We start from the raw sequence: 16,136 nt of genomic DNA, 5'->3' as shown, positions 1-16,136 counted from the left end.
CAGTAAACTATTTAACAGCAAAGACCGCATCGGGAATATTTACGTTCAGTTGTTTGTGCAAAAAGCTGATGCGGGTATCATCGCCACCCGCTTCATACATCTGGATCTTAGATACAGAATAATCTTTCTTGTCTACCAGCAGCTGAATAGTTTTGAAATACTGTGCCAGTGATTTATTCACTGGTGTCATTTCCAGCAGATAGAACTGCCCGTTCTCCAGGATGCGGGTATTAAAGTCTGTATTGTTCACCACATTTCCCTGCACACAATCTACTGTGATCTTATTGATCTGCTCAAACAGTTTATTGCCTTTGGTGGATACGCGGTTCTCTTTCTGTCCGTCTTTCGTTTTAATATCTTTGCCATTCATCACCAGGAGATAATAGGACGGCTGCATGTATTCCATGCGTACCTTATTTTCCTTTCTGAACCAGAACTTACCCTTCGATACGATCTTATCAGATAACATGCTCAGGTTCTTCTCCTGTACAAAATCGCACTGAATGGATTGTGTAGCCTGGGAAGCTTTTGCAAACTGCTGTTTGAAGGCAGCTGCATCTGCTACCGGCTTAAAGCCTGGCTGCTGTGCCATGGTTGGTATGGCGCATACTATACAACCCAATATCAAAAGCCATCTACGCATAAGCGGGTATGTTTAATAATTTATCTATCCGTTCAATACGGTATCCTTCTTTCTTCAGCTGTTGTATCAGTGATGGCAGGGCCTGTACTGTTACTTCCATTGAGTCGTGCAGCAGTAAAACTGCGCCCGGTTTGATACCCTGTCTGATCCTTTCCAGCAGCTGGTCTTTATCTTTCGCGACAGTGTCCAGCGAGCGGATGTTCCAGCCGATGGGCGTATAAGCGCCTTTCCTGATCGCCCTTGCGAGATTCGGATTCGTCACTCCGTATGGCGGACGAAAAAGCCTGGGCCGCTTGCCTGTCACACTTTCCACCGTATCATCCATCTGTTTTAATTCAGCCAGCATTTTATCTGCACCGAACATATCAAACCAGAAATGATGGGAGAAACTATGGTTCCCGATCACGTGTCCTTCGGCATCTATACGACGCAACAAGGGTTCATTTCCCCCTATCCTGTTACCGATGCAAAAGAAAGCGGCAGGCGCCTGTTCTCTTTGCAGGATGTCCAGGATCTCCGGTGTATGCTGCTGCAAGGGACCATCATCAAACGTAATGGCAATTACCTTTTCTTTTGTATCGGCGGCACATACCACCGGTATATAAAAGTTAGATCCTACATTACATGCACCCCATACCAACGCTGCTATATATGGCTGCAGCAACAACAGGAACACCCACCAGGGCAATGTCAGCCACAGGTTATGTACCAGCAGTGCAGCTGCCAGTAACAGCACCAGGCCGATATTTGCGATACGGTGTGTCAGCATACCGTGAGCAGGATCAGTGAATGATGCGTTTGTTTGTAATGATTATAGATCAGGACCTTTTTGATGTGATCCGGTACGGTTCCTTTCAACAAGGCAGCAGCAGGTACCTCTTGTTCTGCCAGTATCCTGTTGCCCATCCACATACCGAAAGAGGCAGCAGTAGGATATTCTCCGCAGAGATGTTTAAAACCTGCTACCGGTTTACCGGCAAACAATGTATCCTCGACATACTCATACCACTCATCTCCGGCAGCATCTCCGTTACGACCGGTAATGACCAGGCTCACTTCCTCCTGACTGCAATTATGTGCTGCCAGGAAAGAGGTAATATCAGGCGAAATTTCGGCTTTCCCTGCTGGTTTGTATAAAGTGGTCAGTCCTGTCAGTTTAGCCTTTGTATTGGGCCCTTTTTCGGTTCCTAACACAAAACAGGCTGCGCCCTCTCCTGCTACCGTTCCATGCGTAGTACTTTTCAGCAACTGCTCGTGGGTAACCGGCTCTTTCTTGTACAGATCGAAGCGGGAAAGGATATTAAAACTATGATTGGTCAGTTCGTCCATCGCACCTGCGAGGATGCTGGAAGAACGTCCTTCTCTCAGTATCATGATGCTGTCCAGCAAAGCGCTCTCAAAAGAGAAGCCTTTGTGTACAAAAGTATTGTTGTAAGCATGACAGCCCAGCATGAGCGCAATCTGTCCTGCTACGGTATTGTGAGTGGATTGGATGAACGCGGTGGGCGTTAACATCTCTTCCTGCTGATTGATCATTTTTGAGAGGAATACCCCGGTATCATCCAGACAGCCATAGGCAGTTCCTGTTATGATCGCATCCGGTATTTCCACACCTGCTTCCTGCAGGCTAAGCTTTGCCGCAGCCACCCCCATCTTGATGACACGGCTCATACGGCGTATCAGCTTCACATCTATCCATTGTTTGTAATCAGGCTCCCAGGCTTTCAGGCGTGGCCCTTCCCAGGGTAACACTGCAGCCGGGAATGTATTGCCTGCCGCAGTTTCCTGCGGTGACACACAACCTGTTCCTTGTATATAGATGTACATATGTTATGATTGCTCATTTTTTGAAAATACCAGGCTGGAGCAGTTACCGCCAAATCCAAAAGAGTTTGACATGACATGCTGCAGCTGGTTCCCGGCAGAGAATTTTGTAACAGGTGAAAAAGGCACATCTTTCATCTGTTTACTGAAGTTCGCATTGGGATAGATCACACCTTCTTTTACTGCCCAGGCAGAAAAAACGGCTTCTATACCACCACTGGCGCCCAATGTATGCCCAGTGAAAGACTTCGTACTGCTTACCGGAGGATAATGCGGTGCAAAAAGGCGGGCAATCGCCGAGCCTTCAGCGGAATCATTATTCTGGGTACCGGTACCATGCAGGTTGATATAGTCGATATCTTCCGGCCTGATACCACTCATTTCCAGCGCGCCTTGCATCGCCAGGAAATTGCCGGTGCCATCCGGCGAAGAAGCGGTCTGATGATATGCATCGTTGGCATTGGCATAACCGCTCAACCGGCACCAGGGCTGGTGACTGGACGGCAATTCTGCTGCCAGCGCATCACTTATCAGTACAACATATCCTGCTCCTTCTCCCAGGTTCAGGCCGGCACGGGTATCGTCAAAAGGACGGCAGGCGGCAGGATCGAGTATCATCAGTGTATTAAAACCATTCAATGTAAAGCGGGTCAGCGCGTCAGTACCGCCGGCTATCACCACATCCACCATATTATTCCTGATCAGCCTTGATCCATACATCAATGCATTTGCACTGGAGGAACAGGCTGTACTGATCGTTGATATATGATGACGGATGCCCATGGCATCAGCCACCAGTTCAGTAATGGCGCCACATTCATGATGCACCACCTGGCTCAGATGACCTTTGGAAGGGTCCAGCAGGTAATCGGCAAAGAAGTCTTCCGTTTTGTCCATCCCGCCTACGGTATTCGCAGAAACAAAGCCTACACGGTACTGGCTAATGTCTCCTAATCCGGTGCTTTTCCAGGCTTCCTGCACCGCCACACTGCTTAACAGGGCAGTACGGCTGATCTTTTCAGACATGCCTGTCCAACCGGCCAGGATGGCGTTGGACACCTTGACTTCCACTACCGGAAATGTATGGCGGTGCACAGAGTGCAGATACTCCATATGGGCCATACCGGGCTCCATACGCTCGAATGCTGTCAGGCATTCAGACAGGTTGTTCCCTATGCCGCAAATGACGCCACCTCCGGCAATCCATACATCACTATGCATTATTTAGGTGTTTGATGCGCGGTAATAAATTCAGCGATGGTACGCACAGAACGGAATATTTCCGGTCCCTGCTCAGGATTCGCAATACGGATACCGTAATGCTGCTGCAGCAGTACAATTATTTCCAACGCATCGATAGAGTCCAGACCCAATCCATCCTTGAATAAAGGCTGATCATCCCCGATATCTTCAGGCTTTACTTCCTGCAGGTTCAATTGCTCTACGATCTGGGCTTTCAGCGCCGCCATCAATTTTTCCATGGTTATTATTACTGTATATTAATTTAAATACTTCCTGCTTTCTGCAGATTGTCTGCGTTGAACACCAATCCCTTTTCACTGGTCAGCTCCACCTTGTACATGATCACCTCATATACAGGTCCCATCACTTCCACCCATCCGCAGAGACAAGCGGAAACAGCATTTTCCAGGAACAGCTGGTTAATATATCCTGCTATAAATCCCGGATCAAATGCATCCGTAGTAAAAAAGGCATTCTCTCCTTTAAAACCGTGACGGATACTGATCTCACCCATGACGATATTGGCCAGCGTGTATACAAATAACGCCGGACTGGCAATATCTTTCACCGTTTCAAAATACCGCAGGTCAGTGTCAAGGCTGGCACTTTTATTTGCCAATATCAGGCCCACACTTTCAGGCGGATAATTGTTCAGCGGGGCATCCTTGAGTAACACCTCCGCTGCCAGCCACCCCAGCTTACTCAGCGGGTCCATCTTATGGAACTTGGGATACTGACCGGAAAACTGATCGTACCCCGCCCGCAAGAAGTCTGTTAACTCCTGTTCCTGCGGTGTTTCCAGTAACAATACCCCGTCCCTGTCAACCCGGTTATTCCGGATCACACAAGCTCCCGTTATATATGCCTCGCCCTTATACAAACTATTGGTCCTGTTTAATAATTTGTGTCAATTCGATGGTACGTGCCAACCGTTTCAATGCAGTATCATGATTCTGCACAAAAGGATTGCTCATGTCCCATACATATCCTGCCAGTACTGAACAGATCTGGTTCTTCACTTCCGAACGCTGCTCTTCAGAGAAGAAGATCTTGTCCAGAGTGCCCTCATACCAAGCCATTACATAAGAGCGGAAAGTATTCACCCCCTGCATGGTAGGCTCCATGTATTCTTTTTCCCAATCAACCGCTTCACCTTTCAGCTTGCGGATCACCAGTTTAGCGGCAGTCTGCGCAGAAACGCAGGCCAAAGTTACGCCAGATGAGAAAATAGGGTCCAGAAATTCTGTTACGTTGCCTGTCAGCACAAAGCCTTCCCCATAGAATTTATCTGTGGTGGCAGACCATGATTGCAGGATACGCGGTTCGAATACCAATTCCACATCGCGGAAACGCTCCCTGGTGTAAGGTTCTGCTTCCAGCATAGCACGGTATTGTTCCTCAGGCGTACCGGGATACGCATCAAAAAACGAAGGATCACTTACAAAACCTACAGAAGTCACCCCTGTAGAGAATGGAATGATCCAGATCCAGGTGCCTGGTTTATGTACCACCGCAGTAATACGGTTAGGTTCATCGGCCATAGAACGGCGGGCATCCACGGTGTGGGCAAACAATGCCTTACGTGGCTGCAGGTTGGAATTCTTCTCCAGGTTGAACAGGCGGGGGATCACCCTGCCATATCCACTGCCGTCTACAATGAAACGGGCAGCTATTTCACTTTTATTGCCATTTATATCCTCAACGGTGGTCACAGAGTCAGTTCCATTGAAGCGGATGTCTGTTACTGTTGTTTCATACGACACAGGTACCCCCATGGCCTCCACTGCATCTGCCAGTGTCTTGTCGAAATCGGCCCTGGTCACCTGCCAGGTCCAGTTCCATCCGGGAGTGTATTGCTCTTTGAAGGAGAAATCGCACACGCTATTGCCCTTCACGAATTTTGCACCATACTTCTGCTGGAAGCCTTTAGCCTTGATGGCATCAATAAAACCGGCTTCTTCCAGGGCTTCCATACTGCGTGGCAGGAGGCTTTCACCGATCACAAAACGGGGGAATTTCAGCTTCTCCACTATTTTCACAGAATAACCTGCCTGATGGATAATGGATGCTGCCACCGTACCCGAAGGGCCCGCACCAATCACTAATACGTCTACCTTTTCTGTTGTCATGGATATGTTTTATGGAGTGGTGTACGGAAACTACTTTCTTTTACATTTTAACAGCGTATAACTAAGTCCCATCTGGTTATTCTCTTCAACTATCTGTAGTCCCGCGTCTTCAATACATTTAAAGAAATCTTCCGTATGGTACATCTGGCTGTTGCCATTTGCCATAGCGGTAAAATACAATGATGTCTGCTGGAGGCAGAATGCGGCCGATTTAAACGGCTGTCTGTTCCAGAATGGTTCCAGGATGTAGATGGTACCATTCTCTGTCAGTGCCTCACGGCAGCGTTTCAGGATGGATACGATCTGCTCTTCCGAGAAGCAATCCAGGAACTGGCTCATCCAGATAGCATCAAATCCGGAAGGGAAAGGCAGGCTTTCATCCAGGATATTGGCTTCATGGAAAGATACACGGTCAGCTACACCGGCGTCCCTGGTGCGCTGTTGTGCAATAGCGATCTCTCCCGGCAGGTCAAACATGGTCACCTTTACGTCAGCATCATAGGCAGTAACAGCCAGTGTCCATTTCCCGGTATTACCGCCGATGTCCAGCAGGGTCCGGGGTTTATTTTCAAATACGATCGGCAATGCCTGTGGAAATGCCAGATCGGAATAATAATGGTCAAAATCGAACCAGCTTTTGCCTATTTCCGGTGGCAGCAGTGGTAATCCGGGATAGATCGTTTCCCAGGGGCCCAGCTCTTTTAATCCGACAGGACGGCCTTCTTTTAAACTATCCTGCAGGTGGTCCATACCGCGGTAGCAGATGTCCTGCGAGAAGTTCATGTTAATGCGGGTCAGCTTATCATGCAGGATAAAATAACCTGTCTTTGTCAGAATGTACCTTTTATCGTTTACGATGAGCAATTCAATACCAAGGCCAGCTTCAAGCAATACACGCACAGCATAACGGGAGAGTGATACTTTTTCCAGCACTTCTTCAATGGTCAGTCCCTTTTGTCCGGCGTCACTGATAGCCTGCAGGATGCCCATATCACGCAGGGCACGGGTAGCCTGAAATGCTATCGGCGCAAAAGCCAGTCTCAATGCTGCTTCCTGCGCCTGTAGTGCTGTTTTCGTTTCTTTAGTAAAAAACTCCATTCTGAATTAAGATTAGATTATTTTCGAAAATATCATGGCTGCATTACAACCGCCAAAACCGGATACTGTTTTCAGGAAATGCTGCATAGGTTTGCTACTGAGCTGGTTGCTCACCTTTACCGGGTGAGGTACGCCTAACGACTGGAATCCCAGTGTGGGGATGACCAGTTGCTGCTGCAATGCATGCATACCGATCACGGCTTCTATCAATCCCGCAGCGCCCAGCGTATGCCCATAGTAGCCTTTCAGGCTGTTTACAGGCGCTTCCAGCAATCCTGCCAGGTACAGGGCCTTGGATTCCATTTCATCATTGTACAGCGTTGCGGTACCATGAGAAGAAACAAAACCGATATCTGCAGGCGTCAGTCCTGAACCGGTCATCGCCTTCTGCATCGCTATACTCAGCTCCGCTCCTGTGCGGGAAGGCCCGGAAATGTGGTTGGCATCATTACTCACCGCTCCTGCTCCTACATGGATGGAAGACGGCGTAATGTATGCTTCGTTATTAGTCAGTATCACCGTCGCTGCACCTTCTCCCAATGTCACCCCTTTACGGTCGGCATCAAAAGGCCGGCATGGCTCACTGCTAACGGCCTGGAAAGACTGGAAACCAGATAACACGAACCTGGTCATCACGTCTGCCCCGGTCACTACTGCGTGGTCATAACGGCCGGAAAGGATCAGCCTTCTGGCTGTTAAAATAGCCAGCAAGCCTGAGATGCAGGCGTTGCTGACTACTATAGGATCTTCTGTATAATTAAAATACTTCGCTACTTTTTTCGCGGTATGGAACAGTTCCATTTCCTGCAACGGGGCTTTGGAAGGATCTTCCTGCTGCTCCAGCAGTTCAATATTGCCCTTTGTGGTAGATACGATGAAAGCGGTACGGCCATCTGTAATGTCAACAGATGTCCTGTCCAATGCATTCTGCACGGATAGTATCAGCAGTTGTTCAAACTTTGTGTACTGTTCGAGGCTTTCCTCATTCCAGCTTTTTTCCAGCTGCTCAGGAGCCATCATAGCCGCATAGAACGGCGCGGCCGACATTGCCAGATCGTCGTGCAACCGGATGCCGCTCAGGCCATTCCTTACGTTTACAAAGTTCTCTTCTGTTGTTCTGCCCAGTGGCGACAAAATATTATCTGCCACTACATACACACTTTTCATTTTTTCACATTATTAGGAGCAATGATCTGTCCGTGCTGCGCTTTCCATTTTTCAAAAAACGGAGGGATAGTCAGCTGCAGTGAAGATGTAGCTACGTCCAGGAAAACCTGGAGGGAACTTCCGTCAGCTACCAGCTCGCCTGTAGCGAAATTGTAGAGTTTGTATTCAAACCTGATCTTTGCAGCAGCAGTATTCACATAAGTGGTTTCCACAACGACACGGTCCCCGTACCTCAGTGAACGTTTGTAATTGCATTGCACGTTCACGACAGGAACGGTATATCCTTCTTTATAAATATCGAGATAACGGAACCCGTATTTTTCACCGAAAGCCTCTCTTCCATCTTCAAAATAGCGAATGTAATGTCCATGCCATACTATTCCCAGTGGATCGGCTTCATTGAACTTCACCAGTATATTCGCACTCTCAGTCAATACAGGGCTCATCTTCTTATTTTTCCGGATTAATTCAGGCTAGCCTGAGTTTTCACAGCCGCTACCCTTGTTTCCGGAGCAGCTGCAGATTTATTCTTCCACTCTTTATATTTTCCATGGTCGATGGAATTCAGCACCTTATAAATAGTATAAGCCCAATAGTTACGGAAACCAAAACCCTGCGCCTTACCGGTAAACCGTTCTGTCAGCAGCACTTTTTTGCTCGACAGGTCTATCAGTGTAGCGTATACGTAAGCTTCCTTGTTTGTCTTACTCATACCGTCCATGATAAATACCAGGCCGATACCTTTCTGACCGTGGAGATCATACTTCTTTACATGTTTGTCAATGTCTGCAGGGGTCAGACCTTTTTCCAGGTCGGCAACGCCATTGGCCTTGATAGTAGCAGGATTCACAGCTTCGTTGAGTTTCTGGACAGCTTCCAGGAAGTTGCTCACATTGGCCCTTTTGAAGGCGCCGGCAACGTCATACTTTTTGGCTTCATTAACGATCACGCTATTGATTGGCTCAAACTTGTTGACGATTTCCGCGGCGGTGGCTGTTTCTCCCTCTATTTTAGTGGCAGAGAAATCAACACCGAGGTAGGTCAATGGGGTGGATTCATTGCTGAAAAATTCTTTCAGGGTCTGTGCTTGGATGTTTCCGGCAGACAGGCACACGAATACTAAAACAAAACTTGCCAGCAGGCATTTTTTTAAGGTGGTCATTACAAATGGATTTTTATGGATTAATGAAAATTTTCAGTTCACATTGCGCCATTACCTTTCCATTAAGGGTCACTCTGGCAGCTACCATGGTAGCGTTGAACACCTGACTCTGTATTTCCGTGGTGGTCTCAATAAAGGAGCCTGCAGGAGGAAACTCAAACACTTCAAAATCTTTTACCGCGCCAATGAAGCCGATAGGAACAGGGGTATTTTCCTGCTGGGCTACATATCCAACGCGGGCAGCGGCAGTTTGCGCCATGTTCTCCAGCAGTCCGGGTGATTTCAGCACGCCATCTTCCACAAAAAGATTATCGGCTGCGATCTGCAGGCCGGTACGGGTAATATTGTCTTTTACTTCCAATATGCCACTGATCATGACAATCGGTGTGCGTTGCGGTATATATGCCGTAATGTTGTCGGTGTGGATGAACATAAAATCTGCTTATTTTTCTTCCGATATTTCCCAAAAATCGTAATAGTTAAACCATTGTTCAGGATATTTTTTCACCATGGTTTCCAGTTCCTGTACAAAATCCTGAACGGCAGTTTCTACGCCCTGCCTGCGGCGGCCATGATATTCTCTAGGCTGAGTTGCATATAAATGATAATGGCGGCTGGTTTCCTTAAAAGCAAATACAAGTGATACAGGCACCCTGAATGTAGCTGCCAGCAGGAAAGGTCCTGCCGGGAAGCGGGCATCTGCCCCCATAAAGGATGCGGTTACCGTTTTGTTGCCTGCCAGGAACCTGTCAGAATGCATACACACCAGTTCCTGGTTGCTCAGCGCTTCATTAATAGCGTAAATGTGCGACAAATCATCCTTAATAACAATAATATTCACATTACGTTCGCCCGTCACAGATGACAAATATTGCTTGATACGCTCATGCTCACCATCAAACATGACAATATTGATACGCGTTTCCAGGCGCTGGAACAGGTGTCCGGCCACTTCCCAGTTACCCAGATGGGCACTGAGCATGATACCACCCTTACCGGCAGCAGTAATTTCCCGCAGGTAATGTTCCCCCTCAAATTCGAAGGTGAATTTGTTCCTGATACCGGACATTACAACGACTTTATCGATCAGCACCTGACCGAATACATAATAGTTCCGGTATACGCTGACCAATGACCGCCACCAGCCATATCCTACCCTGGTATGAAAATATTGAAAAATGGGGCGTGAAGAGCTGTAGGAAAACAGAAAATAATATGCGGCAACAAACCTTAATAATACATAAGCAGGCAGTACGCCCCCATAACGCAATGTCCCGATAAAAATACTGTACCCCAGCTTATTTCCCTTGGATTTCCCCTCCCAGGAAGGCATTATACCAGTTCTTTTTGTTTAATACGATCAGCCACGTAGTCGTAAAAATCCTGGAAAGTGGCTATTCCCTGAAAATCTTCAGGATTTACCTTGAATCCGAAATTATTTTCAATGACTACTACCAGGTCAATGTAGTCCAGACTATCCAGATCAAGCGTAGCCTTCAGGTTGGCATCAGGTGTTATTTTGCTTCCATCCGCTTCAAATTCCTCTACCAGGAACGCATTTGTGATTTGTATGATTTCTTGTTTGTCCATATCAGTGTAACTCTAGGATATAGGTTGAGCTATATACGTGATTATCAGAATTAAAAAGTTCGCTTAGATTGGCTGTTAATCCGGGCCTATGTACCTTACAATTTACCTCTAATGATAGTTTAGCTGATCAACCTTCCTTGCATCTGTTTTTAGTCCCCTCAAAGGTATAAATATCCGGGCAGATATTAAATATTGCCTGTTTTACGGAATTAAAGTGTTGACAGTTAACTACTTACTTTGTCCATTTTCTGACTATCAGGGATGAATTAGTGCCCCCAAAGCCAAAGGAATTAGACAAAAATATATTAAAATCTTTACTAATGGTAGTGTTATTGATATTTAATCTGGCAGCTGCTCCGTCGGGGTTCTCCAGGTTGATATTGGGCGCAATAAAGCCATTCTGCATCATCAGCATGGAGTAAACAATTTCACTCGCTCCTGCCATCCAGCATTCATGTCCTGTCATTGACTTGGTTGAGCTGACATGCGGTCTTGATCCGCCAAACACCTGGTCGATCGCTGCCGCTTCACTCGCATCCCCAGCTGGTGTACTGGTGGCGTGTGCATTGATGTATTCAATATCTTTTGGCTGCAGTCCTGCATCCTGTAGGGCGATCTGCAGGGAACGCACGGGTCCGTCTATTGTTGGGTTAGAAATATGTGCACCATTGGAAGAGAAACCATAACCAATCACTTCTCCCAGGATATTTGCGCCCCTACGCTGCGCTGACTCCAGGCTTTCCAGGATCACCGTAGCTGCTCCGCCACTGGGTACCAGGCCATCACGGTCACGGTCAAACGGGCGACTGGCTTTCTGCGGGTCATTTTCTCTTACAGAGAATGCCGCGATGGCATCGAAGTTACCCATGGAGTAGATATTGATCTCCTGGGCGCCGCCGCATACCACACAGTCCTGCATACCATTGCGGATGAACATATATCCCAGGCCAATGGCGTGAGAACCACTGGCACAGGCCGCGCTCACACTGAAGTTAATCCCTCTCAGCTTGAAGATAGTGGCCAGGTTCATGTTCACGGTAGAGTTCATGGTCTGGAATACAGAACCGGACCCCACCAGCATGGTGTCCTTTTTCTCCCGCATGATGTCGGTAGCTTCTATCACAGGCTTGGAAGAGCTGTCGTTACCAAACAGCAGTCCTACTTCTGTCTTTTCTATATAATCCGGATCTATTTTAGCCTGCTCCAGCGCCTCACGGGTACTCATAAAAGCAAATTCCGCCTGCTCCGGCATCATCATGCGGGCACGGCGGTCAAGTACTCCTTTCAGGTCCGGACGGTCTACATATCCCGTCAAGCCGGAACGGTATCCAAAGGCCTTCCTGGCCGGGTCCAGAATAATACCGGATTTTCCTTTATATAAAGAATCACGTACCTCCTCCAGGTTCTTACCTATACAGGAATAAACTCCCAATCCTGTGATCACCACTCTGTTCATATAAATCAATTTGGCCCGGGAACGTAAGATCAATTACTACTGATACTGTTCTTCGTTTCCGGTTATAATCATGTGTATAGTCCTCCGTTAATTGACAAAACCTCTCCTGTGATATAAGAGGATGCTGAAGAAGCAAAAAATGCCACTGCTTCTGCTACTTCTTCAGGCGTACCAAAACGGTTCATAGGCACTTGCGCCGCCAGTTCTTTCTCGTTCAGCTCTGCCGTCATATCCGTTTTGATAAAGCCGGGCGCTACTGCGTTCACTGTCACCCCACGTTTGGCCACTTCCTGCGCCAGTGCTTTTGTGGCGCCAATGACCCCAGCTTTGGCTGCGGAATAATTCGTCTGACCAGGAAGGCCTTTAATGCCGGACAGGGATACAATATTGATAATACGTCCGTAGCGTTTCATCAGCATATTGTTCAGTACCTGTTTGGTGACATTGAAGAATCCATCCAGGCTGATATTCAGTACATTCCGCCATTGGTCGCTGTTCATCCAGAACAGCAGGTTATCTTCACGGATACCGGCATTATTCACCAGTACCTGGATCTGTTTCTCTTTGTTATTCTCTATCCAGCTGCCCAGTACCGCATGTACTTCCTCATTGTTGCCTACATTGAACTGCAGCAATTCTCCGTCACTTCCTTTGGCTCTTACCGCTTCCAGTGTCTCGTTGGCTGCAGCTTCATTGCCTTTATAATTGATAATTACATAGTACCCCAACTCAGCCATCTTCACGCATATTGCCCTTCCTATACCTCTGGAGCCACCTGTTATTAAAGCACATTTCATCCGTTAATTGTTTTAGAGGTTACCATGCTATTTCAGGATCATGCTGTAACAGGTATTCCTTGATTTTTTTAGCGTCTTTATATTTAGGACTGTCCTCAATAAATTTAGGAAAAATTGCCCTTACTTCACTGTATATGCGGTGTGAGAAGGAAGACAGCTTCGCGTGACAGTTCAGATAATCTACCGCCTGTAACATCGTCATTACCTGGATCGCCAGCACCTCGTATGCATTCTCAATAACACGGTTGGTCATCAGGGCAGCATTACATCCCATGCTTACAATATCCTGGTTGTCGTTATTGTTGGGAATGCTGTGTACATACATCGGGAAGGATAAAGTCTGGTTCTCTGCCACTGTAGACGTGGCGGTAAACTGGATACCCTGCATACCGAAGTTCAGTCCCAGTTTGCCCAGATTCATGAACGGCGGGAACTTATGGTTCAGCTTTTCGTTCATCAGGTAGTTCAATTGTCTTTCAGACAACATAGACAACTTGGTGATTGCGATCTTTACCTTGTCCATTTCCAGGGAAATATAGTCCCCATGGAAGTTACCACCGTGGAACACGTTCTCCTGGTGATGGTCCACTACCGGGTTGTCACTCACGGAGTTCAATTCCTGCACAACGATCTTTTCAGCTTCCACCAGCGTATCGTAAATAGGCCCCAATACCTGTGGCACACAGCGCAGGGAATAGTACTCCTGTACCTTATCTTTAAAGATCTCTTCTTCCAGTTCCTTATAGAAATGGTCAGGACGGTGCCTGATCATCTTACTGTCTTTCAGGATATCGCGCATGGCAGCCGCTACCTTGTTCTGACCTTCATGACGTTTTACGGCATTCAGCTCTTTTGACAAATGGTCGTCAAACGCCTCTACCACTTCATTGACCATAGCCGACAGGATGCAGCTCCAACCCAGCAGTTTCTTTGCCTCGATGATATTCACCAGACCGATACCTGTCATAGCGGAGGTACCATTGATCACCGCCAGTCCTTCACGGATATGTACGCCCATAGGTTTGATACCTAACTGGGCATATACTTCAGCTGTAGGGCGCAGTACATCTTCATACACCACTTCTCCTTCGCCGATCAGTACCAATGCCAGGTGAGCCAGCTGCACCAGGTCGCCGCTCGCGCCTACACCACCGTGTTCGTATATACAAGGGTAAACGTTCTTATTGATCAGGTCCCGGAGCAGGGTCACCACTTCAGGGTGTACACCGGAATGTGCCTGCATGAAGCTGCTGAGGCGTGCTATCATGAGGCCTTTTGTTAACAGGGGCGGCATATACTTGCCGGCTCCTGAGCTATGGCTGCGGATAAGATTGTACTGTAACTGGTGCGTATCGCTCTCGCTGATACGATATTGCGCCATGGGGCCGAAGCCGGTATTGATACCATAGATCAGCTTCTTGGCGGCAAATTTCTTTAAAAACTCAAAGTTGTGCGTTACTTGCTGTAAAGCAGCTTCATCCAGGCTCAACTCCTCCCCGTTGAATAACACGCGGTACACTTCGTCCAGTGAAAGCACCTTACTTCCTAAAACAACCATTATTTAAATTAAATTATTTGATTATGTAAAAAAGTGCTCAAAATTAGCAAAAAACAATTACGAATCACAAATGGAGAACTACGCAATTTATCTGTATGATAATCATACGTATCTGCCATTTACAATTCGTAATTAAACCAGTCCTTCCCCCCTGATCAGATCAACCTTCTTCCACTGCATCTTCTGGCGCTTCTACCAGCACTTTATCTATGCGGTGGGCGTCCATATCCACAATCTCAAAGGTGAAGCCCCGCCACTCAAATTTTTCCCCGATCTTGGGGATATGTTCCTGGTGATGCAGGATAAAACCTGCCATCGTATCAAACTCCTGTTCAAATTCTGCCATCCAGTCTTCCTTGTCGAACCGGGCAAGAAAGTCATAAAAAGGGATCTGCCCGTCTACCAGGTAGGAACCATCTTCCCGGCGCACTATCTCATAATCGTCATCCTGGCCGGTTTCCGGCATGTCTCCTACGATGGCTTCCAGTATATCGTTCAGGGTGATCATTCCCAGAAAAGTACCGTATTCATCTACGATAAATGCAGCGTGGCTCTGTGTTTCCTTGAATTTCTCCAATACCTGGTAAGCGGAGTTGTTCTCAGGGACAAACAGGGGCTTTTTCATGATACGGGCCAGGTCATGGCCTGTATCAGCTGCTGCTGTATAAAGGTCTTTGATGGTGATAATACCGAGGATATTGTCAATTACATCATCACATACCGGGTATACGGAGTGCGGACTGTCCAGGATCTTACTGCGGATCACCTGCTTCGGATCATGAATGTCCAGGTATACGATATCCGTACGGTGTGTCATGAGGGAGGTGATGTTACGGTCTCCCAGGTGAAACACCCTTTCAATGATCTCTTGTTCGGTCTCTTCAATAGCGCCTGCAGTAGTACCTTCATTTATCAGCGCTTTGATCTCTTCTTCTGTGACGTTATTGTCAGTACTCGGTTTCAGGTTGAAGATGCTCACCAGCAGATTGGTGAAAATGGTCAGCAGCCAGATGAAAGGATAAGTGACCATAGACACCCATTTCATCGGGGCGGCAGTTTGTCTGGCGATGGCTTCCGGACGGAGCATCCCCAGGCGTTTGGGCACCAGTTCGCCTATTACCAGCGTAAAATAAGTCACCACTACCACGATAACGGTAATGGCAATACCATCGCTATAAGGACTTAGTTGTGGATAACCGGAAATGTATTCAACCAGGCGTGGTTTGAGGCTGATGCCTGATAATATACCTATTAAGATGCTGATAAGTGTGATGCCTACCTGGACAGTGGAAAGAAACCTGTCCGGATTGCTGGCCAGCTTCAGCGCAGCTTTTGCCTTTTCATCCCCTTTATTGGCCAGATATTCCAGCCTTGCTTTACGAGCATATTCCATGGCGACCTCTGACATTGAGAATAAGCCATTTAGCAAAATAAGGATGAGGATAATGACGACGACTTCCATGTTTAAAA

Annotated in this window: 18 protein-coding genes; all 18 read right to left on the bottom strand. The window is 47.3% G+C overall.

Annotated features, from left to right (window positions below):
- Window positions 1–7: 7 nt before the first annotated feature.
- The 18 genes from CLV42_RS16665 to CLV42_RS16580 all read right to left on the bottom strand — a co-directional run bounded on the left by CLV42_RS16665 (window position 8) and on the right by CLV42_RS16580 (window position 16,128).
- The gene (locus CLV42_RS16665) at window positions 8–643 is read right to left on the bottom strand and encodes a LolA family protein (protein WP_106603056.1); all 636 of its coding nucleotides are present in this window, start codon (window positions 641–643) and stop codon (window positions 8–10) included.
- Window positions 636–1,412: a polysaccharide deacetylase family protein gene (locus CLV42_RS16660; RefSeq protein ID WP_106603055.1), complete on the bottom strand. Its 777-nt coding sequence runs from the start codon at window positions 1,410–1,412 to the stop codon at window positions 636–638. Before CLV42_RS16660 ends, CLV42_RS16665 begins: the two co-directional genes overlap by 8 nt.
- Window positions 1,406–2,470 carry a beta-ketoacyl synthase N-terminal-like domain-containing protein gene (locus CLV42_RS16655; RefSeq protein WP_106603054.1) on the bottom strand — a complete coding sequence of 355 codons (1,065 nt, stop codon included), beginning with the start codon at window positions 2,468–2,470 and terminating at the stop codon, window positions 1,406–1,408. Before CLV42_RS16655 ends, CLV42_RS16660 begins: the two co-directional genes overlap by 7 nt.
- 3 nt (window positions 2,471–2,473) lie before the next feature.
- Complete coding sequence (locus CLV42_RS16650) at window positions 2,474–3,688, bottom strand: beta-ketoacyl-[acyl-carrier-protein] synthase family protein (protein WP_106603053.1); 1,215 nt, start codon at window positions 3,686–3,688, stop codon at window positions 2,474–2,476.
- A complete protein-coding gene (locus CLV42_RS16645; RefSeq protein ID WP_106603052.1) occupies window positions 3,688–3,948 on the bottom strand; it encodes a phosphopantetheine-binding protein in 261 nt (86 codons plus the stop codon). The genes CLV42_RS16650 and CLV42_RS16645 overlap by 1 nt, the downstream gene beginning before the upstream one ends.
- Window positions 3,949–3,971: 23 nt before the next feature.
- Window positions 3,972–4,553 (bottom strand): beta-ketoacyl synthase N-terminal-like domain-containing protein, encoded by a 582-nt coding sequence (locus tag CLV42_RS16640; RefSeq protein WP_146154400.1) that lies wholly within the window; start codon window positions 4,551–4,553, stop codon window positions 3,972–3,974.
- A gap of 37 nt (window positions 4,554–4,590) precedes the next feature.
- The gene (locus tag CLV42_RS16635) at window positions 4,591–5,838 is read right to left on the bottom strand and encodes an NAD(P)/FAD-dependent oxidoreductase (protein ID WP_106603050.1); all 1,248 of its coding nucleotides are present in this window, start codon (window positions 5,836–5,838) and stop codon (window positions 4,591–4,593) included.
- 30 nt (window positions 5,839–5,868) lie between these two features.
- Window positions 5,869–6,936, bottom strand: coding sequence for a methyltransferase (locus CLV42_RS16630; RefSeq protein ID WP_106603049.1), 1,068 nt, complete (start codon window positions 6,934–6,936; stop codon window positions 5,869–5,871).
- A gap of 12 nt (window positions 6,937–6,948) precedes the next feature.
- Window positions 6,949–8,103, bottom strand: a complete 1,155-nt coding sequence (locus CLV42_RS16625; protein WP_106603048.1) for a beta-ketoacyl synthase N-terminal-like domain-containing protein — start codon at window positions 8,101–8,103, stop codon at window positions 6,949–6,951.
- The gene (locus tag CLV42_RS16620; RefSeq protein WP_106603047.1) at window positions 8,100–8,549 is read right to left on the bottom strand and encodes an acyl-CoA thioesterase; all 450 of its coding nucleotides are present in this window, start codon (window positions 8,547–8,549) and stop codon (window positions 8,100–8,102) included. Before CLV42_RS16620 ends, CLV42_RS16625 begins: the two co-directional genes overlap by 4 nt.
- A gap of 17 nt (window positions 8,550–8,566) precedes the next feature.
- Window positions 8,567–9,265 carry a hypothetical protein gene (locus tag CLV42_RS16615; protein WP_106603046.1) on the bottom strand — a complete coding sequence of 233 codons (699 nt, stop codon included), beginning with the start codon at window positions 9,263–9,265 and terminating at the stop codon, window positions 8,567–8,569.
- Window positions 9,266–9,278: 13 nt separating this feature from the next.
- Window positions 9,279–9,698, bottom strand: a complete 420-nt coding sequence (locus CLV42_RS16610; RefSeq protein WP_106603045.1) for a 3-hydroxyacyl-ACP dehydratase — start codon at window positions 9,696–9,698, stop codon at window positions 9,279–9,281.
- 9 nt (window positions 9,699–9,707) lie between these two features.
- Window positions 9,708–10,598 (bottom strand): LpxL/LpxP family acyltransferase, encoded by an 891-nt coding sequence (locus CLV42_RS16605; protein ID WP_106603044.1) that lies wholly within the window; start codon window positions 10,596–10,598, stop codon window positions 9,708–9,710.
- A complete protein-coding gene (locus CLV42_RS16600; RefSeq protein WP_106603043.1) occupies window positions 10,598–10,855 on the bottom strand; it encodes an acyl carrier protein in 258 nt (85 codons plus the stop codon). Before CLV42_RS16600 ends, CLV42_RS16605 begins: the two co-directional genes overlap by 1 nt.
- 232 nt (window positions 10,856–11,087) lie before the next feature.
- Entirely contained in the window at window positions 11,088–12,311 is a 1,224-nt protein-coding gene (locus CLV42_RS16595; protein WP_106603042.1) for a beta-ketoacyl-[acyl-carrier-protein] synthase family protein, read from the bottom strand.
- Between the two features lie 68 nt (window positions 12,312–12,379).
- Entirely contained in the window at window positions 12,380–13,108 is a 729-nt protein-coding gene (gene fabG / locus CLV42_RS16590; protein ID WP_106603041.1) for a 3-oxoacyl-ACP reductase FabG, read from the bottom strand.
- A gap of 19 nt (window positions 13,109–13,127) precedes the next feature.
- Window positions 13,128–14,666 carry an HAL/PAL/TAL family ammonia-lyase gene (locus tag CLV42_RS16585; RefSeq protein WP_106603040.1) on the bottom strand — a complete coding sequence of 513 codons (1,539 nt, stop codon included), beginning with the start codon at window positions 14,664–14,666 and terminating at the stop codon, window positions 13,128–13,130.
- Between the two features lie 160 nt (window positions 14,667–14,826).
- A complete protein-coding gene (locus CLV42_RS16580; protein WP_106603039.1) occupies window positions 14,827–16,128 on the bottom strand; it encodes a hemolysin family protein in 1,302 nt (433 codons plus the stop codon).
- Window positions 16,129–16,136: the final 8 nt, after the last annotated feature.

This window comes from Chitinophaga ginsengisoli, from assembly GCF_003014595.1.
In the GTDB taxonomy this organism is placed as follows: Bacteria; Bacteroidota; Bacteroidia; order Chitinophagales; family Chitinophagaceae; genus Chitinophaga; species Chitinophaga ginsengisoli.
Note: the sequence above shows the minus strand (reverse complement) of the source record. Positions and strands in the feature narration are given on the sequence as shown.